Raw genomic sequence first — 24,370 nt, forward strand, 5'->3', positions numbered from 1 at the left:
GGCGCCCGGCAGGCGATTCTCGACGCGCCGCGCGGACGGCCCGCTGGCCGGGATGCGCAGGCCGGCGGCGCGGTTGTCGTGGGACCAGCAGGCGTTGTTCGGTGAAGCGTAGGGATGGCAGAGGCGCTGGAAGGAGTTCACATGCGGCGCGAAGAAGGGCGTGAAGTCCGCCAGGCAGGCCTGCTGGCCGCCGATGAAGTGGCGGAACGCGGCGGAAGGCTCGCCATCGGCTTCGCTGAAGATGTTTCGCCCGCCGTCCAGCTCGACGATGCTCTGGTGGATGTGCATCGAGCTGCCCGGCGTCTTCGCCAGCGGCTTGGCCATGCACACCACGATCAGGCCGTGCTTGAGCGCGACCTCCTTGAGCAGGTGCTTGAAGAGGAAGGTCTGGTCGGCCAGCAGGACCGGGTCGCCATGCAGGAAGTTGATCTCGAACTGGCTGGTGCCCATCTCGTGCATGAAGGTGTCGCGCACCAGGCCCAGCGCATCCATGCAGCGATAGACGTCTTCGAAGAACGGTCGCAGTCCGTTGTTGGAAGACACGCTGAAGGCCGAATAGCCCAGCTCGCGCCGGCCATCCGGCCCCAGCGGGGCCTGGAACGGCTCGTTGGGATCGGTGTTCGGGGCGAAGACGAAGAACTCCAGTTCGGTGGCCACCACCGGCTGCCAGCCGTGGGCGGCGTAGCGCGCCACCACCTGCTTGAGCAGGCCGCGGGTGGACAGCCCGGACGGCGTGCCATCCAGTTCCTGCGCGTCGCAGATGGCGAAGGCGCGCGGAGTGTTGCTCCAGGGCAGGCGATGGACCTGGGTCGGCTCGGCGACCAGCGCCAGGTCGCCATCGTCGCTGCCATAGAAGCGCGCCGGCGGGTAGCCGCCCATGATGCATTGCAGCAGCACGCCACGGGCGAGCTGCAGGCGCCGGCCGCTGAGGAAGCCCTCACCGGTCATCACCTTGCCGCGCGGCACCCCGTTGAGGTCGGGGGTGACGCATTCGATTTCTTCAACTCCAGCCAGCCGTTCGGCGAGTGAGCCTTGGCCTTCGATAGTCATGACTTCTTATCCTTGTTGGTATCGCGGATGCCGCACCGGGTGGCGGCCGCGTACAAAATACGCATCGCTTGTTCAAGATATCAAGCATGCGGCACATTCTCGCGTGTGCAAAGCCTTTCGCTGCAGAGGCGTTCTGCCTTGCCTGCCGGGTACGAGGAAAAACGCCGGCCAGGCGTATATCCTCTGTGCCTTCGCTGCCCTACCCGCCACAGGAGTACTGCCGTTGATTCTCGGAACACCCAAGGCCGACTGGCTCGCCGAGTTCCCGCGCCTGGCCGACCTGATCGCCCTGCGCCCGAGCGAGTGGTTCAACCCGGCCATCGCGCCGAGCGCCGAAGCCCTGGCCGACGTCGGCCTCGGCGCCGCCGACGTGGCCGACGCCAGCGCCCGCCTGCAGCGCTTCGCCCCGCTGATCGCCCGGCTGTTTCCGGAAACCGCCGCCAGCGGCGGCATCATCGAGTCCGACCTGGTCGAAGTCGCCGCCTTCCACGACGCCCTGCGCCAGCATTACGCCGCCGAACTGCCCGGCCGGCTCTGGCTGAAACGCGATAGCCACCTGCCGATTTCCGGCTCGATCAAGGCCCGCGGCGGCATCTATGAAGTGCTCGCCCATGCCGAGCGCCTGGCCCTGGAGCACGGCCTGGTCGGCCTCGACGACGACTACTCGCGGCTGGCCGAGGCGGATTGCCGGGCATTCTTCGCCCGCCACCGGATAGCGGTGGGCTCCACCGGCAACCTGGGCCTTTCCATCGGCATCATCGGCGCCGCGCTGGGCTTCCAGGCCAGCGTGCACATGTCCGCCGACGCCCGCCAGTGGAAGAAGGACAGGCTGCGCGCCCACGGCGTGACGGTGGTGGAGTACGCCTCCGACTACAGTGTCGCGGTGGAACAGGGCCGCCGCGAGGCGGCCGGCGATCCCTACACCCATTTCGTCGACGACGAAAACTCCCGCGACCTGTTCCTCGGCTACGCCGTCGCCGCCGAGCGACTGCGCGGCCAGCTGGACGCCGCCGGCATCCGCGTCGACAGCGAGCACCCGCTGTTCGTCCACCTGCCCTGCGGGGTCGGCGGCGGTCCCGGCGGGGTGGCCTTCGGCCTCAAGCTGGCGTTCGGCGACGCGGCGCACTGCCTGTTCGCCGAGCCGACCCATTCGCCCTGCATGTTCCTCGGCGTCTATACCGGCCGCCACGAGCAGGTTTCGGTGCAGGACTTCGGCATCGACAACCGCACCGCCGCCGATGGCCTGGCGGTGGGGCGTCCGTCGGGTTTCGTCGGCCGCGCCATGCAGCGCCTGCTCGACGGCTACTACACGGTGGACGACGACGAACTGTTCCGCCTGCTCGCGTTGCTCGAACGCAGCCAGGGCATCCGCCTGGAGCCTTCGGCCCTGGCCGGCGCGCCGGGCATCGCCCGGGTCACCCGTGAGCCGCAGGGCTATCGCGAACGCATGGGGCTGACCTCGGCGCGCCTGGCCAATGCCACCCACCTGGTCTGGGCCACCGGCGGCGGCATGGTGCCCGAGGCGGAAATGCGCGCCTACCTGGAGCGAGGCCGCTCGCTGCTGGACTGACACCGACACGCGCGGGGCGCCACGACCGTCCCGCCACCTCCCGACGAGGACCTTGCATGCGCACACCCGCCTGGCTCGGCAGCGGCATGCCGCTGCTCTTCGTGCTGCTCTGGAGCACTGGATTCCTCGGCGCCAAGTTCGGCCTGCCGTACGCCGAGCCCTTCACCTTCCTGGCCATCCGCCTGCTCCTCGCGGCCGCCCTGCTGGCCGCCTTCGCCCTGCTCAGCGGTGCGCCCTGGCCGGGCTCGGCACGGCTGGCCGGGCATGTCGCGGTCGCCGGCCTGCTGGTCCATGGCCTGTACCTGGGCGGGGTGTTCCTCGCCATCGAGCACGGCATGTCGGCCGGCCTGACCTCCCTGTTGGTCGGCCTGCAACCGCTGGCTACCGCGGCCCTGGCCGGCATCTGGCTCGGCGAGCGGGTCAGCCGCCGGCAATGGCTGGGACTGGCGCTCGGCCTGGCTGGCGTAGCCCTGGTGGTGCTCGGCCGCATCCACGGTGGCGCCGACGGCCTGGCCTGGGGCGCGGTGCTGATGGCGCTGGCGGCGATCACCTGCGGCACGCTGTACCAGAAGCGCTTCTGCGGCGGCATGGACCTGCGCACCGGCGGCGTCGTCCAGTACCTGGCCAGCGGCGCCCTGCTCGGCCTCGCCGCGCTGCTTTTCGAAAGCCGCGAGGTGCAGTGGAGCACGCCGTTCGTGCTGATCCTCGGCTGGCTGGTGCTGGGGCTCTCGTTCGGCGCCGTCGGCCTGCTCTACACGTTGATCCGGCATGGCGCCGCGTCGAAGGTGGCGAGCCTGTTCTACCTGGTGCCGCCAGTGACCGCGCTGGCCTCCTGGCTGCTGTTCGACGAGCGCCTGGCGCCGGCGGCGATCGGCGGCATGCTGCTGGTGATGCTCGGCGTCGCGCTGGTCAACTGGCCGGGCCGGCGCGCCTGAGGCCTCAGTGGCTGTAGTGCCGGGTGGCGGCGAAGCGGTTGAGGAACAGGTGGATCACCAGCACCGTCATCAGCGTGATCAGCACCGCGAAGCACACCGAGGTAAATCGGTAGAGCACGCTGTACATCATGTCGTGGGTTGGCGTCAGGTACTGGCCGAGGACGATCGCCAGGGTGGTCAGCGCGCCGAAACCGATCCCCGGTACGCCGTTCTCCAGCATGTGGATGCGCGCGCAGAACATCGCCGAGATCCACAGCAACAGGGCGACGAAGGGCAGGATGTCGTAGTGATCGTAGAGCAGCACCTGCAAGCCCACCGCCAGCGCACAGCCGAGCAGCGTACCGAGGGCGCGGATGCGCCCGGCGAAGTGCACGCCCTTCCAGTGCATGGGGAACAACACCAGGATCGAGGCGATCTGCGCCGACAGCGAGTCCTTCAGGTCGAAGGTCTGGAAGACCACGAAGGACAGGGTCGCCACCGTGGCCCCGAGCAGCGTCTCGTGGCGCCGGCTGGGGGCATCCTTGGCCGGCGCCTGGCGCGGCGGCCGCGGTTCGACGTCGGGGAACAGGTAGAACATCAGCACGGCGATGGCCACCGTCAGCCAGGTGGCGACCATGTTGCTGGCGAGCATGTCGAACAGATCGACGTCCGGATAGCTGGCAAAGTGCAGCAGCATCGAGAGGAATACCGAACTCAGTGCGCCGAAGAAGAATAGCGGGCCGCGCGCCATCAGGGCGAAGCGGTAGACGAAGAGGCCGAAGACGATAGGCGTCATCAGCAGCGGCCGGTCGCCGAACAACCCGTACAGCACCAGTACCTCGACGCTGATCACCACCGAGTTGGCGAGGAACTGGCGGACGATGTGCAGGTTGATCACCGGCGTCAGGCCGAGCAGCAGCATCGGGTAGACGCCGAAGAACGAGCCGTAGTCCCAGTTCATCAGCTTGCAGACGAAGAACCCCAGGGTGCCGCCGCCGGCGATGCGCAGGCACTGGCGCAGGTCGTTGGCGGACATCGCGAGCTTGGCCGGCATGGCGTCAGTAGACGTAGTGCAGCAGGCTGATGGCGACGATCTGCGCGCGACCGAGCAGGTGGCTCAGGCCGTCGCCGGGATAGAGCTGCACGGTGGCCTTGGCGCCGGTGGGCAGCAAGCCTTCGGGAAGTTCGTCGAGCACCACGTGCAGGCGCTGGCGCTGAGCGTCGCGGACCCAGCGGTCGGAGGTGACCGGCGCGGCGAGGTCGCCGTTGGCGTCCAGCTGGCCCTCCTTGACCCCGGCGTCGATGGCCGCCACCCGCGCGCCGAACACTTCGCCGGGACGCGCGTCGAACACCACCGCCGCACGGTCGCCAGGGCGCACGTAGCGCAGCGATTTCTCGCGGAAGTCGGCGACGATGTCGATACGATCGTCCACCACCGCCGCCACCGGCGTACCGGCCGGAACGTAGGTGCCCGGGGTCAGTTGCAGGTTGCTCAGGGTCCCGGCGCGGTCGGCCCGGACGCTGCTGTATTGCAGTTGCAGGCGGGCCTGGGCCAGGGCATTGCGCGCCTGGCGCAGGCGCAGGTTGTCCTCGCCGGTCGTGCCGCGTCGCGCGCTCAGCTCGCCGATCCGCGCCTGGGCCGCGGCGACCCGGGCACGGGCGGCCTGGGCCTGGGCGCTGACCTGCTCGTGCATCTGCTGCGACACATGGTGGCGCTGCACCAGTTGGGCGGTGCGGCGCGCCTCGCTGTCCAGCTCGCCGGCGCTGCTGCGCGCGGCCAGGAGGTCGGCTTTGGCCGAGGCGATGGCGGCATCCAGTTCGCGGTTGGTGCGCTCGGCTTCCTCCAGTGCCAGTTCGGCCTGGCGCACGGCCAGTCGGAAAGGCTCGGGATCGAGGCGGAACAATACTTCGCCGGGCTGCACGTGGCCGTTGTTGGACACCAGCACCTCGGCGACCTGGCCGCTGACACGCGGCGCGACGCGCACCACCGGCCGGGTCAACTGGGCCTGCGGGGTGAGCGGCATCCACAGGTCGGCGACCAGGAAGTAGACGAACAGCAACACGAATACCGCGATAGCGACTTGAACCCAACGGGCAAATCGTTGATCGGGAGTCATAGGGTACGAGCCTCGAATCCAGCGGGAATGCAGTCGCCGCAGCGGGGCCTGAATGCGGGGGTTGGCGCGGCCGGGATGGAACCGGCGACCCGGACGACGGCCAGTGGGTAGCCGTCGCCGCTGCGGCGACCAGGTGACGCAGTATATTTCGAGACAATCACCCCTGGCCTGCCGGCATCGGCAATAGATCGTTACATAAAACGTAATAATCGAACGAGCCGGCACGGCAGGCGGCTGCCGCAGTCCGGCACCGGGCCATGCATCGCCAGTGCCAGGCTCCCCCTGTAGCCCTCCTGCGAACTCTAGCAGTGGCCGCGCCCGGTCGACGGCGTAGATTGGCTGAACGATGCGTCCTTCCTGCCTGCGCATCGCCTGCCGCCAAGGACTGCGGATTTCTCCCGACACGCCATACCGCGCGCCAGACGGCTGCCTGAAAAGGCAGGCCAGGTATTCAGTGGAGATACACCATGGCAACACAAGGAGTGTTCACCCTTCCCGCCAACACCCGGTTCGGCGTCACCGCCTTCGCCAACTCGTCCGGAACCCAGACGGTGAACGTGCTGGTCAACAACGAGACGGCCGCGACCTTCAGCGGGCAAAGCACCAATAACGCCGTCATCGGCACCCAGGTGCTCAACTCCGGCAGCAGTGGCAAGGTACAGGTCCAGGTCAGCGTCAACGGCCGCCCCTCGGATCTGGTCTCGGCACAGGTAATCCTGACCAACGAGCTGAACTTCGCCCTGGTCGGCTCTGAAGACGGCACCGACAACGACTACAACGACGCCGTCGTGGTGATCAACTGGCCGCTCGGCTAGGCGTTCGGAAGGGACGGGATGGCAGCAAGCCGCCATCCCTTTCCGACTTCCTGCTATGCCTTGAGCACCTGTCCGAGCAGCAGCAGGCCGGGCAACCAGGCGGTGAATATGGCGCTGGCCAGGGTCAGGTAGGCCACCGGCTTCTGGATGCCGCGGGACAGCCCCAGCAGCAGGAAGAAACAGAACCAGAGCAACGCCCAGACTGTCCAGTTGACCGCGTTCCACAGGCCGAACGGACCACTGGCGCCGGCGAACGACTCGATCGCCACGGTGCAGGCGGTGAGGCTGACGAACAGGCAGAACCAGCCGAGGCCCTTGCCGTCCACCTCGAGGAACTGGTTGGCGGCCACCCACAGATAGGTAAAAGCGAATAGCAGGGTCAGCGCTCCGGCCTTCAGCGAGCCCTGCCCGGCTGCTGCGGAAAAGATCAGGTAGAACGCGACGCAGGCGCTCAGCACGCCGACCAGGAAGTTGATCACCGCCACCTCCCGACCGCTGATCTTGCCCAGCAACCAGACGGCATTGAGAAACAGCACCGCGCCAACGTACAGCAGAACCAGTCCCAGCATCATGACGATACCCCTCTTGTTATTGTTCTGGTCGGCCCGGATCGCTCAGGCGGACGGCTCGTTTCCCAGCAACTCCTGAGCGATCTTCAGGATCGGCTCGCGCCGCTTCATCGCTTCCCGCGACAGGTGCTGGTGCGCCTCGCGCTCGTCCCAGCCATGGCGCTGCATCAGCAACACCTTGGCCTGGTTGATCCGGGCCTGGCCGGCGATGCGTTCCTGGAGCTGCTCGGTCTTCTGCTTCAGCTTCGCCATTTCCTCGCTGATGCGCCGCGCCGATACCAGCACAGGCAGCACCCGGTGGGCATCGAGCGGCTGGGTGATCACGCCGTGGCACTCCAGCTCGATGATCTGCGAGAGCACCGCGGGGCTTTCGTACTCCACCAGCGCCACCAGGGTAGTGCGCGGAGTCCCGGCGGCGAGCAGCGCAGCGATCTCGTCGTGGTGGCGATTCTGGAAAATGCTGGTGAAGACCACGTCCACCGGCACGTCGAAGGCTTCCGGCGGCGGCCAGCACTGGCGCACCGAACAACCGATGCGGATCAGCTGCAAGACCAGGGCGTCGCTGACCTCCCCCGGCGGGTTGAGGACCAGCACCTGCAACTCGCGCAGGCTGCCGAGCAGCGAGTTGGCGCTCATGGGAGCGCTCCCCCGCCCATGCTGGCGGACCAGTCGTCGAGGTTATGCACGACGACATAAGGGTCGGGGCGAATCGGTTCGGGCGACTGCCAGCGGACCTGGAACACGCCGCGCGCATCGATTTCCGCGATGCGCGAAGACAGGCGGCTGTGGTTGTTCTGGCGCTCCACCCGGACCGGCCCCTGTGGCGCGTCGATGTCGATGTCGTACAGGTGCCGCTGCACGTCTTCCACCCGCCAGTTGCCTGCGGCCTGCGCGGCGCGGCCGAGCAACAAGGTCTGCCAGTAGGCCGCCTCGGCCCAGGCGGTGATGGTCGCGTTCTCCGGGAAGAAACCATGGCAGGCCTGGACGAAGGCCCGGCTGGCGGGCGTATCGATGCTGGAGAAGTAAGGCGCGACCACCACCTGCCCCTCTGCCACGTCGCTCTCCATCTTCGCCACCTCCGCCTCGCTGGTGGTCAGGCTGGCGATCGGCGGCCGCCTGCCATCGCCGTAGCGACGGGCGATGGCGCGATACAGCTCGGCGGTGCCGGTGCCCACCACGGTGGAGAAGACCACGTCGGCGCGCGCCTGGTAGATGCGCTCGACGGCGCGCTGCAAGTCGTCGTCGGAGGGATACAGCGGAATGTAGATTTCCTCGAGCACCGTGCCGCCGTGCTGGCGATACAGGTGGCGCATCACATGGTTGCTTTCCCGCGGATAGATGTAGTCCGAGCCGATGAACACCACCCGCTCGCCGTAGTGGCGAATCAGGTACGCCGCCAGCGGCGCACTGTTCTGGTTCGGCGCCGGACCGCCGTAGACGATGTTCGGCGAATACTCGAAGCCCTCGTAGGGGGTCGGGTAGCAGAGCAGCGCGTCGGCGCGCTCGACCACCGGCATCACCGCCTTGCGCGTGTGCGACATGTAGCAGCCCACGAGGAACCGTACCCCCCGGTTGCGAATGAAGTCCTCGGCGCACAGCCGATAGCGGTCCGGGTCGCCGCCGGGGTCCTGGGACAGCGTTTCGATCGGGCGACCGCCGACGCCGCCCTCGCGGTTCAGTTGCTCGACCGCGAGCAATGCGCCATAGCGCTGCGAGCGCTCGATATCGGCGGTGACGCCGGTTTCGGAGAACAGCAGGCCGATCAGCGGCCGCTCCTGGTGCGATCCCATCCGTTTCCTCTCCTGTGACTGTCGCTCAGCGCCGTACGAAGCGAACCCGCTCGTGCTCCAGGCTCGCCAGGTAGGTCGTGCAGTTCCCGTCGCCCGGCTGGTGGTGATCGAGCAGATGCTCGGCCAGCGGTACCTCGAGATGATGACGGACGCTGCGGCGCAACGCACGGGCGCCGAACTGCCGGTCGAAGCCGGCGCGGGCGATCTTCGCCAGCACCTCCGGGGTCGCCTCCAGGCGGCAGCGATGCTTCTCCAGGCGCCGGTTGAGCCGCTGCACCTCCAGCTCGACCAGGCGCGCGACGACGTCGCGTTCGATCCAGTTGAAGGTGACCACGCTATCGAGACGATTGACGAACTCCGGCGAGAAGGTCTTCAGCAGCCGGGCCCGGACCATCCCGTCGATGTCCCGCCGCCGGCGCTCGCCGCCGACCGGCAGCAGGCGCCAGGGCAGGCGCTGGCGACGCTCGTCGTAGCGCTGGATCTCATGGGCGCAGAGATTGCTGGTCATGAACACCAGGGTGTTGCGGAAATGGTAGGTGCGTTCGCCGGAAGCGACCCGTAGCAGGCCGTTGTCGAGTACGTTGAGCAACGCATGGACCACTTCCGGGCTGGCCTTTTCCAGTTCGTCGAAGAGAACGATGCCGGGGCGCCCGGGACTGCCGTCCAGCTTGTCCTGCTCCAACAGGGTGGTGCCCTCCTTCGCCCCGACGTAGCCCGGCGGCGCACCGGTGAGGGCGGCGGCATAGTGCTCCTGGGACAGGGTGTTCATGTCCACCCGGCAGAACCCCTCGGCGTCGCCGTGCAGGGCCCTGGCCAGGGCGCGCACGATCTCGGTCTTGCCGACCCCGGTGGGGCCGAGGAACAGCGCGCTGAACAGCGGACGGCGCGGGTCGGCGATGTCCGCGCGAACCACCTTGAGCATGTCCTCGACGGCCTGTAGCGCCGGTTCCTGGCCGAGCACCTCGGCGCGCAGGCAGTCCATCACCGCCGCCGGGTCGAAACGGAAACGGCTGTGCAGGGCGCTGCGGTGACTCAGGTGGGCCTGGAGCAGACTTGCCTCGGCAAGATTCTCCCGCGCCAAGGCCTGTTCCTCGTCCTGCTGCCGGCGGGACTGGTCGAGCATGTCGCTCAGAAAAGGCATGGATGAAACTCCTTCTGCCACAGGGGGGAAATGGCGGAGACGGCGTGCCGCACGACGGCACGCCGGGCTGGCGGCGTCTGCCGTCAGGCTTCCTTCTCCAGTCCCTCGTAGGGCAGCCGGCCGACCGGGCATTGCGCCACGCCGGTGGTCGAGCGGGTCAGTCGCTCGACATTGTCGCGCGCCTTCTCGGCGTCGGTGACCCAGGTGCGGTAGAACTCGAACGGACACTCCGCCAGGCCCCGGTCGCCGTCGCCGGACGCCTGCAAGCCGTTGTAGCCGCGGTGGAGGATCTTGAACAGGTGGTTCTGCGACTGATCGTTGGCGCGCGCATCGCGGATCTGCGAAAGCGACAGCTGGGCGTACTGGATACCCATTTCCTCCTCGCCGCACTCACCGAGGGTACGGCCGTCGAAGCCGATGATCGCCGAGTGGCCGAAGTAGGAATACACGCCGTCGAAGCCGGCGGCGTTGGCCACCGCCACATAGCAGTTGTTGGCCCAGGCCATGGCCTTGGCCATCATCACCTGCTGGTCCTTGGCCGGGTACATGTAGCCCTGGCAGCGCACGATCAGCTCGGCGCCCTTCATCGCGCAGTCGCGCCAGATTTCCGGGTAGTTGCCGTCGTCGCAGATGATCAGGCTGATCTTCATGCCCTTCGGCCCTTCGCTGACGTAGGTCTGGCCACCGGGATACCAGCCCTCGATGGGGCACCAGGGAATGATCTTGCGGTACTTCTGGACGATCTCGCCGTTGTTGTCGATCAGCACCAGGGTGTTGTACGGCGCCTTGCGCGGATGCTCCTCGTGCCGTTCGCCAGTGAGGGAGAATACGCCCCAGACGTTGGCCTTGCGGCAGGCGCGGGAGAATATCTCGGTTTCCTCGCCGGGGATCGCCACCGCGGTTTCCATCATCTCCGCCGGATCGTACATGATGCCCTGCAGGCTGTACTCGGGGAACACCACCAGGTCCATGCCGGGCAGGCCCTGCTTTATGCCGACGATCATGTCGGCGATCTTCCGGGCGTTGTCCAGGACCTCCGCCGCGGTGTGCAGGCGCGGCATCTTGTAGTTGACCACCGCCACTCCGACGGTGTCGTTGCTGCTGGAAATATCGCCGTGACGCATGGGTATCACCTCTTGTTGTTATTTTCTCGGGACGAAAAAAGGCCCTCCCGGGTAACCCCGGGAGAGCCCATTTGCTCTGTGCGTATGCGTTAGGTTCGGTCCCGCGACATCGACGCTGATGCGCATGACCTGATGGCGCCACTTATAAGCCCCGTCGGAAGGGGCTGTCAAGGTTCGTGTAACGTTATGTAATCGGCGCGATCGCGAAAGCACATGGTGCGAGCCTGAGATAGCATGCAGCCATCATTCGCACGGAAGCTTCGCTAATGAAACTCGGACTCTTCGCCTGGATCGCCCTCTTCCTCCTGTCGGTCTGCGCATTTCCGGCACTGGCCGCCAATAGCCCCTGCTCGGGAAAGAAAGGCGGTATCGCCGGTTGCGACGGCGACATCTTTCTCTGCAACGACGGCTCCATCAGCGCCTCGAAGCGCAGTTGCGCGGCCTACTTCGGCAACGCCGGCGGACGTACCGGACAACCCGCCGTACAGCGTCTGCAAGGCACGACGCAGGGCTGTGCCTGTGGCAGCGGCTCGTTCTGCACGGGCCCGCGCGGAGGGGTGTACTGCCTGACGCCGGGCGGCAAGAAAAGCTATCGGAGAAAGTGACGGCAAGCGGACTGGCGAAGCGGCGAGGGAAGCTGGAGCAGAGCATGAAATGGCGTCCCGGAGAGGGGTCGAACCTCCAACCTTCCCCTTAGGAGGGGGATGCTCTATCCAATTGAGCTACCGGGACACACCGGACATGGCGAGCGGTGCGCCGCGTCCGGGCGGCATGTTAACGGCAGAGAAAGCGTTTGTCATGCCACTGCCACCAAGGCTGCGCATAATTTTCCGCAACCCTGGAGGTGCAGCATGAACCAGACCGTCGCCATTCCCGCCGCACAGGACCTGCCGGACGCCCCGCGCCAGCCGCGGATACCGGACTCCCCCTTCGCCAGCTTCGATGTGCGGATCGCCAGCGAGCACGACGCGCCGCGCCTGTCATTGCTGCTACAGCAACTCGGTAGCGCCGATCCGCGCCCGGACCCGGCGTTGCTGGCCATCCAGCTGCAACGACCGCGCAGCGACCGGGTCACCCTGGTGGCCGAACGCGGCGAGCGCCTGCTCGGCACCTGCACCCTGCATCTGATCGAACACCTGGCGCACGATTTCGCCCGCTCGGCGATTCTCGAAGACATGGTGGTCGACCGCCACGCCCGCGGCCAAGGCGTAGGCCGCGAACTGATCGGCCGGGCCGTGGAGCGCGCGCGCAGTTGGGGCTGCTACAAACTGGCGCTTTCCAGTCATCAGGACCGGGAAACCGCGCAGCGCTTCTATGCCGCGCTGGGGTTCACCAGCCACGGCGTAAGCCTGGCGCTGCATCTGGGCTGAAATCATCATGCATTTTGCAACCGGCAAAATGCCAATCCGTGCAAAGCGCATGCTACAGAGTTCCAGGCACAGACATATATAATTGATTTAAAAGGATTTTTTATAGAAAAAAGTTGGCACAACCGCTGCTACAAGACCCTCAGGATCAAACCTTGGCCATCTGCCTGGCAAAGCTACGAAATGGAGGTGAACATGAGCAGCTCACGCAACCTGGTCGGCACCGGACTTCTTTCCCTGCTGGCTCTCGTAGTCTTCCAGAACAGCGCACTGGGCGACGAGGACAGGACGCAGGAACGCAACGGCGAAAGGCCGGTAGTGCTGGACAGCAACGCAACGCCGCAGTGGGCACCCGCTGCGCAGCGACTGGTGATCCAGGCGCCCGACGAATCCCCGCGCATCGTCACCGTAGGCGAGGACGAGCGCGGCACGGCGCTGGTGACCGCGGCCGACGAACAGGCCTGGACATTCTGACGAAGCAAGCGCCGGGAGACCGGCATCCAACGACGCTAAACCGCCGCACAGGTCCCCGGGATGCTGGCGGGCGGAAGGGAGAAAGAACATGTGGATCCTGGCTTTGCCGCTGACCGCCCTGGCCCTTTCGGTCGGCGTCTACGGGCTGCTCTGGCTGATAGAGCGCGGAGGAGACGAATATCCAGCGAAGCTTCCGCTGAGCGACAAGGGCGCCACGGAACCTCGGCGCCACTGAGCCGGCACAAGGAACAGCGAGCCCGACGGAGAGGGCTCCGGGAGTGAAACCATGTCACGATCCGCCGTCATTCTTCTGTTCGTGGTGATCGCCAGCGCGATCCTGGCGCTGAGCCTGCCGCCCGACGCCACCCTCCTCGCCTGGTGCGCCTGGGGACTGCTGGGCATATCCGGCGCCTGGCTGCTGTTTGCGCTGGTGGTGGGTCGGCGAATCCGCTTCGATCCCAGCCTGGACTGATTTCGCCCGCAGCGCTTTGCCTGGCGCTACAGCGTCGCTCACAGCGGCAGGCACATGCCGTCGCGCGCCAGTTCCACCCCTTCGGGCAACGCAGCGGGGTGGTCCAGCAGCCAGGCGTCCAGCGTATGCCCGACGTGGGTCAACACGGCCCGCCGGGGACGCAGCGATTCGATGCACTCCAGTGCCCGCGTGAGGTCGTTGTGGTTGCGCGGCGGCCGCTCCTGCGGCGGCATCGAGCAGTCCAGCACCAGCAGGTCCAGCGGCGCCGCGAGCAATCGCGAGGCGCTGTCCGCCGGCAGCCCGACGGTATCGGTGAGGTAGGCCAGGCGCCGTATCGTTCCCTCCTCGGAAGCCCCCTCCAGCAAGTAGCCAAAGGTTGGCTTCGAGTGGACCAGCGGCAACGCGGTCGCCGCCAGCGCGCCCCACTGGCGCCGCTCGAAGGCGCCGAAGGGCTGGCTGAAATCGAGGATGCCCGGATGCTTGTAGAGGTCGGCGAGGCCCTCCGGGTCAGCCGGGCCGTGCACCGGGATCACCAGGCCCTGGCCCCAGCGCAGGTGCAGCAGGCCCTGGGCGTGGTCGGCGTGGTAATGGGTCTGGAGGACGCCGTCGAGGCTATGGGGCGGGAAGCGCTCGCAGAGATCGACCAGGCCGCTGTCGATCAGCCAGCGCTGGCCGGCGCACTCCAGCAGCGCGCTACAGGGACGGCGACGCAGGCCGGCGTCGGCGCGGGCGTTGCGACAGGCCGGGCAATCGCAACCGTAGACCGGCACCTGGCGGGCGTCGCCGGTGCCGAGCAGGGTCAGGCGCATGCGCGGTCACTGCCGAGACGGGCCAGGAGGCTGCGTAGCGTGTCGTCGAGGTCACCGGAGTTGTCCAGTTGGAACAGCGGGCCCTCCAGGCCGGCGGCGAACTCGGCGTTGCGCGCCAGGCGCGCCTCGATTTCCTCGGGGCTTTCCCGGCCACGCGCCAGCAGGCGCTGGCGCAGCACCTCGGGTTTCACCCCGAGCAGGACCGCGAGCAGATCCGGATAGCGCCGGCGGGCCTGCGCCAGGTAGCCGCGCGAGCCGTTCACCAGCACGTCGTAGCCCTGCGCCAGCCACTCGTCGATCTGCACCGGGATGCCATAGCAAAGGCCGTTGGCGCGCCAGCTCATGGCGAACGCCGAGGCCCGCTCGAGGGTGTCGAACTGCGCCGGGGTCACCGCCTGGGCGTCCTCCCCCACCGCTTCCGCGGAGCGCGTGATCACCCGCCGCACGATACGGCAGCCGCGTAGCGCCAGGGGCTCGCGCGCGGCCTGCAACAGGCTGTCCTTGCCCGAGCCGGAAGGCCCCATCAGATAAATCAGTCTGCCTGTCATCAGAACACTCTCTGCCCGCCGCGCCAGACCTGGCGCACCACCGGCTGGTTGTTGCCGAGCGCCCGCGCCTGCAGCAGATCGGCGCGCAGGCCGACGCGGATTTCGCCACGATCGGTCAGCCCGGCGGCCAGCGCCGGGGTACGGCTGACCATCGCCACCGCGCGCGGCAGGTCGTAGCGGATCGCATCATACTCGCTGTGCTCGCCGGCGAGCAGCAAGGCCGCATGCAGCAGGCTGGCCGGATAGTAGTCGCTGGAAAGGATATCCAGCACGCCGATTCCCGCCAGTTGCGCCGCCGCCACGTTGCCCGAGTGGGAACCGCCGCGGACCACGTTGGGCGCCCCCATCAGCACCTGCAGGCCATGCTCGTGGCTGGCCCTGGCGGCCTCCACGGTGGTCGGGAACTCGGCGATGGCCATGCCGTAGCCGGCCGACTCGCGGACATGCGCGAGGGTCGCGTCGTCATGGCTGGCCACCGACAGGCCGCGTCCCTGGCAGACATCGACGATGGCCGCACGGGCGGCGTCGCTGTAGCGCTCGGAGTTGGCTACCTGCTCGACGATGAAGGCGTCCATCTCGGCATCGCTCAGGTGGTACTTGCCCTGGTAGTACTCGCGGTACTTCTCCAGCCTGGCGAACTGGCGCTGGCCGGGGGCGTGGTCCATCACCGAGACCAGTTGCACCAGCGGATGCTCGACCAGTTCGCGGAACACCTCCAGCGTCTGCGGATGGCTGACCTCGCAACGCAGGTGCAGGCGATGGTCGGCGCGCGCGTCGCCGCTGGCGGCGGCCTCGCCGATGGCCTCGAGCATCTTCGGCAACTGCTGCATGCGCCTGCCCTTGGGGTTGACGTCGCCGATGGACAGCGCGTCGAACACCGTGGTGATCCCCGCGGCGACGATCTGCGCGTCGTGCGCCAGCACCGCCGAGGCCGACGGCCAGTCGACGCCGGGACGCGGGCTCATGTGCTTCTCCAGGTTGTCGGTGTGCAGCTCGACCAGGCCGGGCAGCAGGTAGTCGCCCCCCAGGTCCTCGGCCCCGGCCAGGTGGCTGCGGCCTTCGTCGACCGCGGCGATCAGGCCGTCGCGCAGCAGCACGCTGCCGACGAAGACCCGCTCGGCGCTGACTACCCGGGCATTGCTGAGAACGCGTTCAGACGACATGGGCTTGCTCCTGGCGGGAAAGCTCCTGGCTCATGTCCAGGTAGCGGCTGGCCACCGCCTCGCGGGCGGCGCGGTCGTGGAAGATGCCGATCAACGCGGCGCCGGCGGCCTTGGCTTCGCCGATCAGTTCCAGCACTACCTGGCGGTTGGCTTCGTCGAGGGACGCGGTCGGCTCGTCGAGTAGCAGGATCGGCCACTCGACCATGAAGCCGCGGGCAATGTTGACGCGTTGCTGCTCGCCGCCGGAAAAGGTACCCGGCGCCAGTTGCCAGAGGCGTTCCGGGATGTTCAGCCGGGCCAGCAGGCTGCGCGCCCGCAGTTCGGCGCTGTCGCGGCTCCAGCCACGGGCCAGGGCCGGCTCCATGACCACGTCGAGGGTCGCCACCCGCGGGATCACCCGCAGGAACTGGCTGACATAGCCGAGGGTCTGGCGACGCACGGCGAGCACCTCGCGAGGCTCGGCGCCGACCAGTTCCAGCCAGTCGCCGGCGTGGCGCAGGCGGATGCTGCCGCCGGCCGGCAGGTAGTTGCCGTAGAGCGTGCGCAGCAGGGTGCTCTTGCCGGCACCGGAGCGTCCGTGGAGCACCAGGCATTCGCCGCCGGCGACATTGAAGTTGAGCCCGCGCAGCACATTGAGCACTACGCCCTGTTGCTGGTGCAGGGTGAAGGTCTTGCTGAGGTCGCGGACCTCGATCAGGTTGTTCATCGCTACTTCTCCGGGCGCCCGTCGCGCGGACCGGCGCCGACGCTTCGGCTCAGGGTTGCAGGACCGACGACACCAGCAATTGCGTGTACGGATGCTGCGGGTCGTCGAGAATCTGGTCGGTGAGACCGGCTTCCACCACCCGCGAACGGCGCATGACCATCAGGCGGTCGGCGAGCAGGCGCGCCACCGCCAGGTCGTGGGTGACGATCACCACCGCCAGGTCCAGCTCGCGCACCAGGCCACGCAGCAGGTCGAGCAGGCGCGCCTGCACCGACACGTCGAGGCCGCCGGTGGGCTCGTCCATGAACACCAGGCGTGGCGCCGAGACCAGGTTGCGGGCGATCTGCAGGCGCTGCTGCATGCCGCCGGAAAAGGTTCGCGGCAGGTCGTCGATGCGCAGCGGATCGATCTCCACCTGTTCCAGCCAGTCCAGCCCGGCCTGGCGCAGCCGACCGTAGTGGCGCACGCCCTGGGCCATCAGCCGTTCGCCGATGTTGGCGCCGGCGGACACGCCCATGCGCAGGCCGTCGCGCGGGTTCTGCTCGACGAAGCCCCACTCGGTGCGCAGCAGGGTGCGCCGCTCGGCTTCGCTGGCGGCGTAGAGGTCCAGCCAGCGGTCGCCGTCGTCGCGGTAGGCGACCGTGCCGGCGTCCGGCGGACAGCGCCCGGAGAGCAACGAGAGCAGGGTCGACTTGCCCGAGCCGGACTCGCCGACGATGCCCAGCACCTCGCCAGGGTAGAGATCGAAGTCGACCTCCTGGCAGCCCTTTTCCGGCCCGTACAGGCGGGTCAGGCCGCGTACCGAGAGCAGCGGCCGGTCGCGCGCGTCGAGGCCCGCATCGATGGATTCGCAGACCGCGTTCATTGCGCATCCTCCCCTTCTTCCTGGCGGGCACGCCGCTGCGTGCAGTAATCGGTGTCGGAACAGACGAAGCGCTTGCCGCCACGGTCGTCGATGATCAGTTCGTCCAGGTAGGACTCGTGGCTGCCGCAGAAGGCGCAGCTTTCCTCCCAGCGCTGGACCTCGAAGGGGTGGTCCTCGAAGTCCAGGCTCGCCACCCGGGTGAACGGCGGCACCGCGTACAGGCGCTTCTCGCGACCGGCGCCGAACAGCATCAGCGCCGGGTTCATGTCCAGCTTGGGGTTGTCGAACTTGGGAATCGGCGAGGGATCCATCACGTAGCGCTCGTCCACCGTCACCGGGTAGGCATAGCTGGTAGCGATATGGCCGAAGGTGGCGATGTCCTCGTAGAGCTTCACGTGCATCACCCCGTAGTCGTCGAGCGCGTGCATGGTCCGGGTCTCCGCCTCGGAAGGCTCGATGAAGCGCAGCGGCTCGGGGATCGGCACCTGGTAGACCATGATCTGCTCGCCGCTCAGCGCGGTTTCCGGTATCCGGTGGCGGGTCTGGATCACCGTCGCCTCCGGGGTCCGTTCGGTGGTGGCGACCCCGGCGGTGCGGGCGAAGAAACGCCGGATGGATACCGCGTTGGTGGTGTCGTCGGCGCCCTGGTCGATCACCTTGAGCACGTCGTCGGCACCGAGGATGGCCGCGGTCACCTGCATGCCGCCGGTGCCCCAGCCGTAGGGCAGCGGCATCTCGCGGCCGCCGAAGGGCACCTGGTAGCCGGGGATCGCCACCGCCTTGAGCAGGCCGCGGCGGATCATGCGCTTGGTCTGCTCGTCGAGGTAGGCGAAGTTGTAGCCCTGCTCCGGCGCGGCGCTGGCTTGCGGGGAAAGGCTCATGCGCGCTTCTCCTGGACAGTGGGTTGCGCGGATTCGGCGACGCCGGGACGACGCAGCTTGCGAATCAGCTCCAGCTCGGACTGGAAATCGACGTAGTGCGGCAGCTTCAGGTGCGAGACGAAGCCGCCGGCCTCGACGTTGTCGCAGTGCATCAGGACGAACTCTTCCTGCTGCGCCGGCGACACCACCTCCTCGCCGTATTCCTCGGCGCGCAGGGCGCGGTCGACCAGGGCCATGCCCATCGCCTTGCGCTCGGCGTAGCCGAAGGCCAGGCCGTAGCCACGGGTGAATTGCGGCAGCTCCTCGCGGGAACCGACGAACTGGTTGACCATCTCGCACTCGGTGACCTCGATCTCACCCACCGGCACCGCGAAGCCGAGTTCCTCGGGCTCCAGCCAGACCTCGCAGGCGCCGATGCGGATCTCCCCGGCGAACGGATGGTTGCGGCCGTAGCCGCGCTGGGTCGAATAGCCCAGGGCGAGAAGGAAGCCCTCGTCGCCGCGGGCCAGGGCCTGCAGGCGCTGGGCGCGGCCGGTGGGGAAGTCGAGCGGCTCGCGGGTGATATCCGGCACCGCGCCGGGCAGTTCGTACTCCGGCGTCATCAGGCCTTCCCGGTCGAGCAGGCCGAGCACGCGCGGACAAGGCTCCAGGGAGGCGCCCCGCTCCACCTCGGGGCCGGGGTAGTCGCCCTCGGCGAGCAGGCTGAAGTCGAGCAGGCGATGGGTATAGTCGAAGGTCGGACCGAGCAGTTGCCCGCCCGGCAGGTCCTTGTAGGTCGCCGAGATCCGTCGTTGCAGGCACATCCCGGCGGTATCCAGCGGCAGGCTGGCGGCGAAGCGCGGCAGCGTGGTGCGGTAGGCGCGGAGGAGGAAGATCGCTTCCATCAGGTCGCCGGCCGCCTGCTTGATCGCCAGTGCCGCCAGTTGCTCGTCGTACAGAGAACCTTCGGTCATCACCCGCGACACGGCCAGCGGCATCTGCTGGCGGATCTGCTCCACCGACAGCTCCGGCAGCGCGGTATCGCCGCGGCGCTTGCGCGCCAGCAGGCGATGGGCGTTGTCGATGGCCTTCTCGCCACCCTTGACGGCTACGTACATCAGGCCACCTCCTCGACGGGTTCGCTGACACGGGTACTGCGTGGCAGGCCGAGGATGCGCTCGCCGGCGGCGAAGAAGGCATCCAGGCCCCTGGGGAATTCGGTGCGTGCGGCGCGCTGTGCCCAGAACCCGGCGCTCACCGGCAACGCCACCTGGCGCACCTCGGCGATGCCCGGTCCGCGCCACTCCAGCGAGGCGCCGCCATCGAGGCCGGCAAGCTGGATCAGCAGGGTGCAGGACTGGTCCGGATAACGGTCGCTGCCGCTGTCGAAGCCGCTCAGGTCGTCCAGCTCGCCTTCGTCGAGCAAGGCGAACAGCGCCTGCTCGCGCTCGGCGACGATCGGGCAGCCGCAATGGAAGGCCAGGTTGGCGCGCAACGTCGGGCTGTCGAGACCCGGCGCCAGCCACAGCGGGGTGTCGGAGTCGAGGAAGCTCAGGCACAGCGCGTAGCTGGCCGGTTGCAACGCGGCCAGCGCCGGTGCGCGGTCGAGGTTGCGCACCAGCCCCGGTTCGGCGAGGGCCTTGAGCGCCGCGCGGAAACTCCGCTGGGCGTCCAGGACCGGGTCCTGGAACGCCGGTTGCAATAGCGCGGCGGTATCCGCCGGGCTGGGAAGCGAAGCGCTGGTCATCAATCTTCTCCTCGGACCAGGGTGAAGAACTCCACCTTGGTAGTGGCGATTTCCGCCTCCTGGGCGGCGCGGCGCTCGGCTTGGGTGCGGGCCAGCGGTTCGATCAGGCGCGCCTGCCAGGCCGCCGCGTCGGCGCCCTGCAGGTGCGCGTCGGCCAGGGCGGCCAGCTCGGCGTGGCGCTTGTCGCGCCCGGCGACATAGCTGTAGCCGGTGCGTCCGTCACCGAGCCGCACCACGCAGCGGGTCACGGTCATCTCGCCGAGGTTGAACGGGCTGCCGGTGCCGCCCATGCGTCCGCGCACCAGGGTCATGCCGGTCTCGGCGGCGCGCAGCAGGTGATAGTCGGCATCGCGCAGGGCGTCCGCATGGGCGTCCAGCTCCTCGCGACGGGCGCGGGCGAGCACGCCCATCCAGCGCTGTCGCGCGGCGATGGTGGGATCGGAATGCAAGGCGGTCATGGGCTTCTCCTAGGGGGCGACCTGGTACTGGAAGCGATCGGCGCGGCTGATCGACTGGGCCAGCTCCACCGGTTGGCCGGTACGGTCGCGGGACAGGGTGAGGACGGTGAGCAACGGCGCGTGGCGGGGCATCAGCAGGCGCGCCGACTCCTCGCGGTTGGGCAGGCGCGCACCGATCAGGCTGTAGGTGCGGGTCAGCGGCAGGCCTTTGTCGGCCAGGTAGCGACGCAGCGAACCGCCCTGGTAGTCGGCGAGCAGCTCGCTGCGGGAAACGGCGTAGCAGTGGCGGATCAGGCTCACCGGCTGGCCGTCGAGATAACGCAGGGTGGCCAGTTCCAGCACCCGCCCGCCCTCGCCGATCCCCAGGTGGGTGGCCTCGGCGGCGCCGGCCGGACGCTGGCGCGCCTCCAGCAGCCGTGCCTCGACCCGGTGGCCCTGGGCCGAGAGCGACTCGGTGTAGGCGTTGGCGGCGCCCATCGGGTAGATCGTCGGCGCCTCCAGGACCTGGGTGCCCTTGCCCTGGCGCCGCAGCACGCGGCCTTCGAGCACCAGTTCGTCGAGCGCCCGGCGCAGGGTATGGCGGTTCACCGCGAAGCGCTGGGCCAGCTGGATCTCGCCGGGCAGGTAGTCGCCGGGGCGGTAGGCCAGCAGTTCCTGGCGCAGCCGTTCGGCCAGTTCGCGGTACAGTGGTTCGCTTTGTCTAGACAAGTGCATGGTTTGGAAAGGGCGCACCAGGCGCCCTCCTCGCGTCGTCAGATGAACAGCTTGCGCAGGCGTTGTGACAGAACGTCGATCAGGCTCACCACCACGATGATCACGATCAGCACGGCGCAGGTCTGGCCGAACTGGAAGCCGCGGATGGCCTCCCAGAGGATCACGCCGATGCCGCCGGCGCCGACCATCCCGACCACGGTGGCGGAACGCACGTTGGACTCGAAGCGGTACAGCGAATAGGAGATCCACAGCGGCAGGACCTGCGGGATGACCCCGAAGATGACCTCCTGCAGGGCGCTGGCACCGGTGGCACGGACGCCTTCGACCGGACCGGGGTCGATCGCCTCGACCGCCTCGGCGAAGAGCTTGGCGAGCACCCCGGTGGTACTGATGAACAGCGCCAGCACGCCGGCGAACGGGCCCAGGCCGACGGCGACCACGAAGAGCATGGCGAAGACCATCTCGTTGATCGAACGGCAGGCATCCATCACCCGCCGCACCGGCTGGTAGACCCACCAGGGCACGATGTTCTCGGAGGCCAGGATCGACAGCGGGATGGCGCAGACGATCGCCAGCACCGTGCCCCAGAGGGCGATCTGCACGGTGACCAGCATCTCGCTGAGGTAGAGCTTCCAGTTGCCGAAGTCCGGCGGGAAGAAGTCGGCGGCGAAGGACGCCATGTTGCCGGCGTCGCGGAACAGCACGGCCGGGTTCATTTCCGCGCCCTTCCAGGACCAGGCGAGGATGGCGAGGAACAGGCCCCAGCCGACCAGGCGTCCCCAGGATGGCTTGCCGGTGGCGTCCGCCGCGGCGGTGGTGCTCAGAGTGCTCATATCGGGAATCTCGACAGCGGTATTGGCGAATCGGGTGGGGCGCGGCGCCGGCCGCGCCCGGGGTGGATCAGCCGGCGTTGGCGGCGGTTTTCTGCTCGCGCTCGGCCATGCGTTTCTCCAGCTTGGCCAGCTCCTCGTCGAGGGCCTTCAGCTTGGCGGCCTTCTCCTCGGCACCAAGGTTGGCGTTGTTCGCCACGTCGGTGCGCTGCTTGAACAGTTCGAGCTGGCGGATCGGCAGCAACTGGTCATCGTCGGAGGGCTGGAACTTCGACCATTGCAGGTCGGCGAGGACCTTCTTCTGCTCGGCGTTGGCGCCGTACTTGAAGAAGAAGTCGCGCAGCTTGTTCTTCTGCTCGTCGCTCAGGTTGTTGCGCCACACCAGCGGGTCGCCCGGAATCAGCGGCGACTTCCAGATCACCTTGAGCTGCCTGGCCTTCTCCGGCTGGGTCAGTTCCAGGCGCTCCATGCCCTCGGTATTGAAGGTGGCGACGTCGACCTGCTTGTTGGCCACCGCCAGGGCGTTGACCTCGTGGCTGGAGTTGAGGGTGCGCTTGAAGGCCTTGACCGGGTCGACGTTGTTCTTGGCGAACACGTAGTAGCCGGGCACCAGGTAGCCGGACGTGGAGTTCGGATCGCCGTTGCCGAAGGTCAGGCTCTTGGCGTTCGCCAGCATGTCCTCGACGCTATCGATCTTGCTGTCCTTGTTGGCGATCAGCAGGCTCCAGTAGCCCGGCGCGCCGCTGGCGGCGACGGTCTGGGCGAAGATCTCGCCGTGGGCGCGATCCACCGCTTCCATGGCGGCCTTGTTGCCGTACCAGGCGATGTCGACCTTGTCGAAACGCATGCCCTGGATGATCCCGGCGTAGTCGGGGGCGAAGAAGGCCTTCACCTGGTAGCCGGTCTGCTGGCTCATGTCCTTGAGGAAGGGTTCCCAGATGCTCTTGAGGTTCTGCGACGATTCGGTGGAGATGATCCCGAAATTGATCACCGGCTGGTCGGCGTGCGCCATCCCGGCAAGGGAGCCGGCGAGCAGGGCGGAAGCCGCGAGCACACGACTGAAGCGTTTCAACATGGAGAGAACTCCTGGGCAGGGTTTGGCGGGTCTTTATGCGATTCGAATGACGTCAGGCGCGCGCGAGGGTCAGTTCCGGCTGGCTCTCCGCCCCGCGCCGGGCACGGTCGGAAAACAGCAGCGGGGTATCCCCTTCGGCGCCGTAGAGTTCGTTGAGGAAGCCTTCGGAAAGATGCTCGCTGCTGCCGTCGAAGAGGATCCGGCCGCCCTTCAGGGCCACCGCTCGCGGGCAATAGCGCAACGCGTAGTCGACCTGATGCAGGGTCACCACCACGGTCTTGCCGTCGTGGCGGTTGATGTCGGCGAGGATGTCCATCACTTTGCGCGCCGACTCCGGGTCGAGCGAGGCGATCGGTTCGTCGGCGAGAATCACCTCGGCCTTCTGGGTCAGGGCGCGGGCGATGGCCACGCGCTGCTGCTGGCCGCCGGAGAGGGTCGAGGCGCGCTGCCCGGCGAAATCGGCCAGGCCGACCCGCGCCAGCGCTTCCAGGGCCTGGCGTTTCTGCTCGGCGCTGAACAGCCCCAGCGAACCGCGCCAGCGCGGCATGCGACCGAGGAAGCCGAGCAGGACGTTGTCCAGCACGCTGAGGCGGTTGACCAGGTTGAACTGCTGGAAGATGTAGCCGATGTCGGCGCGCAGGCGACGCACTTCGCCACTCAGGCGGCCGGACGCCTGCAGGCGGCGGCCCAGCACGTCGATGCTGCCGCCGTTGTCGCGGTCGCAACGGGCGAGCCCGGCGACGTGGCGCAGGAGCGTGGATTTGCCGGAGCCGGATGCACCGATCAACGCCACCATCTCGCCCGCCTGGATCTCCAGCTTCAGGTTGAAAAGCGCCTGCTTGCGGGCAAAGGTCTTGTTCAGGCTGTCGACACGGATCACCGCGCTCATCGTTCTCCCTCCAATCGGTTGCACGAAGACGCCAGCGGCGCCATCTGGTGTAGACCAAGATAGAAGGAGACTGTGTCAGCCCGGTGAAGTGACGATGACAGTCGAGTGACAATCCCTTGAACGACCGATGGTCAGAAGGCCATCATCCAACCCCCAGTAAAAAACTAGGCTTTTGCTGAATCGCTCGCATTTCAGATAGCTGGTACTGGCAAAACGCCGGCACGCAACGCACAATTGACGTCAACTAATTGTTGTTTCCGAAATAACAGACTGAACGGCTGGCGGAAATCGTGGTCATAGGCC

Annotated in this window: 29 protein-coding genes and 1 tRNA gene; 8 read left to right on the forward strand and 22 right to left on the reverse strand. The window is 67.7% G+C overall.

Features of this window, described 5'->3' with window-relative positions:
• Positions 1-948 (reverse strand): glutamine synthetase family protein (locus tag HMPREF2886_RS24650; protein ID WP_083318623.1); only part of this gene is annotated, 948 nt, incomplete at its 3' end.
• Between the two features lie 325 nt (positions 949-1,273).
• Here HMPREF2886_RS24650 and dsdA point away from each other — a divergent pair.
• Complete coding sequence (gene dsdA / locus HMPREF2886_RS24655) at positions 1,274-2,620, forward strand: D-serine ammonia-lyase (RefSeq protein WP_033975501.1); 1,347 nt, start codon at positions 1,274-1,276, stop codon at positions 2,618-2,620.
• Between the two features lie 56 nt (positions 2,621-2,676).
• Positions 2,677-3,555, forward strand: coding sequence for a DMT family transporter (locus HMPREF2886_RS24660; protein ID WP_070748573.1), 879 nt, complete (start codon positions 2,677-2,679; stop codon positions 3,553-3,555).
• 4 nt (positions 3,556-3,559) lie between these two features.
• Here the strand turns inward: HMPREF2886_RS24660 and HMPREF2886_RS24665 are convergent, their stop codons facing one another.
• Both HMPREF2886_RS24665 and HMPREF2886_RS24670 read right to left on the reverse strand, forming a co-directional pair.
• Positions 3,560-4,570, reverse strand: coding sequence for a DUF2955 domain-containing protein (locus tag HMPREF2886_RS24665; RefSeq protein ID WP_003119630.1), 1,011 nt, complete (start codon positions 4,568-4,570; stop codon positions 3,560-3,562).
• Between the two features lie 22 nt (positions 4,571-4,592).
• Positions 4,593-5,651, reverse strand: a complete 1,059-nt coding sequence (locus HMPREF2886_RS24670; protein WP_033975503.1) for an HlyD family secretion protein — start codon at positions 5,649-5,651, stop codon at positions 4,593-4,595.
• 467 nt (positions 5,652-6,118) lie between these two features.
• On the opposite strand from HMPREF2886_RS24670, the gene lecB reads away from it, so the two are divergent.
• Positions 6,119-6,466, forward strand: a complete 348-nt coding sequence (gene lecB, locus HMPREF2886_RS24675; protein WP_003098728.1) for a fucose-binding lectin LecB — start codon at positions 6,119-6,121, stop codon at positions 6,464-6,466.
• Positions 6,467-6,519: 53 nt separating this feature from the next.
• Here the strand turns inward: lecB and HMPREF2886_RS24680 are convergent, their stop codons facing one another.
• The 5 genes from HMPREF2886_RS24680 to HMPREF2886_RS24700 form a co-directional block, all read right to left on the reverse strand.
• Positions 6,520-7,038 (reverse strand): AmiS/UreI family transporter, encoded by a 519-nt coding sequence (locus HMPREF2886_RS24680; protein ID WP_033968569.1) that lies wholly within the window; start codon positions 7,036-7,038, stop codon positions 6,520-6,522.
• Positions 7,039-7,080: 42 nt separating this feature from the next.
• Positions 7,081-7,671 carry a transcriptional antitermination factor AmiR gene (gene amiR, locus HMPREF2886_RS24685; RefSeq protein WP_033968567.1) on the reverse strand — a complete coding sequence of 197 codons (591 nt, stop codon included), beginning with the start codon at positions 7,669-7,671 and terminating at the stop codon, positions 7,081-7,083.
• Positions 7,668-8,825, reverse strand: a complete 1,158-nt coding sequence (gene amiC, locus HMPREF2886_RS24690; RefSeq protein WP_033968566.1) for an aliphatic amidase expression-regulating protein AmiC — start codon at positions 8,823-8,825, stop codon at positions 7,668-7,670. Before amiC ends, amiR begins: the two co-directional genes overlap by 4 nt.
• A 25-nt stretch (positions 8,826-8,850) precedes the next feature.
• A complete protein-coding gene (locus tag HMPREF2886_RS24695; RefSeq protein WP_003098718.1) occupies positions 8,851-9,966 on the reverse strand; it encodes an AAA family ATPase in 1,116 nt (371 codons plus the stop codon).
• 83 nt (positions 9,967-10,049) lie between these two features.
• A complete protein-coding gene (locus HMPREF2886_RS24700) occupies positions 10,050-11,090 on the reverse strand; it encodes an aliphatic amidase (protein ID WP_070748575.1) in 1,041 nt (346 codons plus the stop codon).
• A 266-nt stretch (positions 11,091-11,356) separates the two neighbouring features.
• On the opposite strand from HMPREF2886_RS24700, the gene HMPREF2886_RS24705 reads away from it, so the two are divergent.
• On the forward strand, positions 11,357-11,695 hold the full coding sequence (locus tag HMPREF2886_RS24705) for a YdcA family protein (protein ID WP_033968564.1): 339 nt from the start codon (positions 11,357-11,359) through the stop codon (positions 11,693-11,695).
• A gap of 50 nt (positions 11,696-11,745) precedes the next feature.
• On the opposite strand, the gene HMPREF2886_RS24710 is transcribed toward HMPREF2886_RS24705, so the two are convergent.
• Positions 11,746-11,822: transfer RNA gene (locus tag HMPREF2886_RS24710), tRNA-Arg, on the reverse strand.
• Positions 11,823-11,941: 119 nt separating this feature from the next.
• Between HMPREF2886_RS24710 and HMPREF2886_RS24715 the strand changes: the two genes are divergently transcribed.
• The 4 genes from HMPREF2886_RS24715 to HMPREF2886_RS24730 all read left to right on the forward strand — a co-directional run bounded on the left by HMPREF2886_RS24715 (position 11,942) and on the right by HMPREF2886_RS24730 (position 13,403).
• Positions 11,942-12,460 carry a GNAT family N-acetyltransferase gene (locus HMPREF2886_RS24715; protein WP_033975507.1) on the forward strand — a complete coding sequence of 173 codons (519 nt, stop codon included), beginning with the start codon at positions 11,942-11,944 and terminating at the stop codon, positions 12,458-12,460.
• A 192-nt stretch (positions 12,461-12,652) separates the two neighbouring features.
• On the forward strand, positions 12,653-12,931 hold the full coding sequence (locus tag HMPREF2886_RS24720; RefSeq protein WP_033968561.1) for a hypothetical protein: 279 nt from the start codon (positions 12,653-12,655) through the stop codon (positions 12,929-12,931).
• A gap of 88 nt (positions 12,932-13,019) precedes the next feature.
• Complete coding sequence (locus HMPREF2886_RS24725; RefSeq protein WP_003091766.1) at positions 13,020-13,166, forward strand: hypothetical protein; 147 nt, start codon at positions 13,020-13,022, stop codon at positions 13,164-13,166.
• Positions 13,167-13,217: 51 nt separating this feature from the next.
• The gene (locus HMPREF2886_RS24730) at positions 13,218-13,403 is read left to right on the forward strand and encodes a PA3371 family protein (protein WP_003091768.1); all 186 of its coding nucleotides are present in this window, start codon (positions 13,218-13,220) and stop codon (positions 13,401-13,403) included.
• 38 nt (positions 13,404-13,441) lie between these two features.
• Here HMPREF2886_RS24730 and phnP read toward each other — a convergent pair whose 3' ends face one another.
• From phnP to phnC, 13 genes are all read right to left on the reverse strand, one after another.
• Positions 13,442-14,212, reverse strand: a complete 771-nt coding sequence (gene phnP, locus HMPREF2886_RS24735; protein ID WP_033968559.1) for a phosphonate metabolism protein PhnP — start codon at positions 14,210-14,212, stop codon at positions 13,442-13,444.
• On the reverse strand, positions 14,203-14,760 hold the full coding sequence (phnN, locus tag HMPREF2886_RS24740) for a phosphonate metabolism protein/1,5-bisphosphokinase (PRPP-forming) PhnN (RefSeq protein ID WP_003109293.1): 558 nt from the start codon (positions 14,758-14,760) through the stop codon (positions 14,203-14,205). Before phnN ends, phnP begins: the two co-directional genes overlap by 10 nt.
• Positions 14,760-15,923, reverse strand: a complete 1,164-nt coding sequence (locus tag HMPREF2886_RS24745; protein ID WP_033968555.1) for an alpha-D-ribose 1-methylphosphonate 5-triphosphate diphosphatase — start codon at positions 15,921-15,923, stop codon at positions 14,760-14,762. The genes phnN and HMPREF2886_RS24745 overlap by 1 nt, the downstream gene beginning before the upstream one ends.
• Complete coding sequence (gene phnL, locus HMPREF2886_RS24750; protein ID WP_003098702.1) at positions 15,913-16,629, reverse strand: phosphonate C-P lyase system protein PhnL; 717 nt, start codon at positions 16,627-16,629, stop codon at positions 15,913-15,915. Before phnL ends, HMPREF2886_RS24745 begins: the two co-directional genes overlap by 11 nt.
• Before the next feature lie 49 nt (positions 16,630-16,678).
• The gene (gene phnK, locus HMPREF2886_RS24755) at positions 16,679-17,494 is read right to left on the reverse strand and encodes a phosphonate C-P lyase system protein PhnK (protein ID WP_042169985.1); all 816 of its coding nucleotides are present in this window, start codon (positions 17,492-17,494) and stop codon (positions 16,679-16,681) included.
• Entirely contained in the window at positions 17,491-18,375 is an 885-nt protein-coding gene (locus HMPREF2886_RS24760; protein ID WP_070748577.1) for an alpha-D-ribose 1-methylphosphonate 5-phosphate C-P-lyase PhnJ, read from the reverse strand. Before HMPREF2886_RS24760 ends, phnK begins: the two co-directional genes overlap by 4 nt.
• Positions 18,372-19,472, reverse strand: a complete 1,101-nt coding sequence (locus HMPREF2886_RS24765) for a carbon-phosphorus lyase complex subunit (protein WP_033968553.1) — start codon at positions 19,470-19,472, stop codon at positions 18,372-18,374. The genes HMPREF2886_RS24760 and HMPREF2886_RS24765 overlap by 4 nt, the downstream gene beginning before the upstream one ends.
• Entirely contained in the window at positions 19,472-20,101 is a 630-nt protein-coding gene (gene phnH / locus HMPREF2886_RS24770; RefSeq protein ID WP_003113122.1) for a phosphonate C-P lyase system protein PhnH, read from the reverse strand. The genes HMPREF2886_RS24765 and phnH overlap by 1 nt, the downstream gene beginning before the upstream one ends.
• A complete protein-coding gene (phnG, locus tag HMPREF2886_RS24775; protein ID WP_003098697.1) occupies positions 20,101-20,559 on the reverse strand; it encodes a phosphonate C-P lyase system protein PhnG in 459 nt (152 codons plus the stop codon). Before phnG ends, phnH begins: the two co-directional genes overlap by 1 nt.
• A gap of 9 nt (positions 20,560-20,568) precedes the next feature.
• Positions 20,569-21,291 (reverse strand): phosphonate metabolism transcriptional regulator PhnF, encoded by a 723-nt coding sequence (gene phnF / locus HMPREF2886_RS24780; protein WP_079385229.1) that lies wholly within the window; start codon positions 21,289-21,291, stop codon positions 20,569-20,571.
• 20 nt (positions 21,292-21,311) lie between these two features.
• Positions 21,312-22,106 carry a phosphonate ABC transporter, permease protein PhnE gene (gene phnE / locus HMPREF2886_RS24785; protein ID WP_070748579.1) on the reverse strand — a complete coding sequence of 265 codons (795 nt, stop codon included), beginning with the start codon at positions 22,104-22,106 and terminating at the stop codon, positions 21,312-21,314.
• Between the two features lie 67 nt (positions 22,107-22,173).
• Entirely contained in the window at positions 22,174-23,178 is a 1,005-nt protein-coding gene (phnD, locus tag HMPREF2886_RS24790) for a phosphonate ABC transporter substrate-binding protein (RefSeq protein ID WP_003091795.1), read from the reverse strand.
• A 52-nt stretch (positions 23,179-23,230) separates the two neighbouring features.
• Positions 23,231-24,067 (reverse strand): phosphonate ABC transporter ATP-binding protein, encoded by an 837-nt coding sequence (gene phnC, locus HMPREF2886_RS24795; protein WP_003130253.1) that lies wholly within the window; start codon positions 24,065-24,067, stop codon positions 23,231-23,233.
• Between the last annotated feature and the right edge of the window lie 303 nt (positions 24,068-24,370).

It is taken from the genome of Pseudomonas sp. HMSC066A08, from assembly GCF_001813025.1.
GTDB classification, from domain to species: domain Bacteria; phylum Pseudomonadota; class Gammaproteobacteria; order Pseudomonadales; family Pseudomonadaceae; genus Pseudomonas; species Pseudomonas aeruginosa.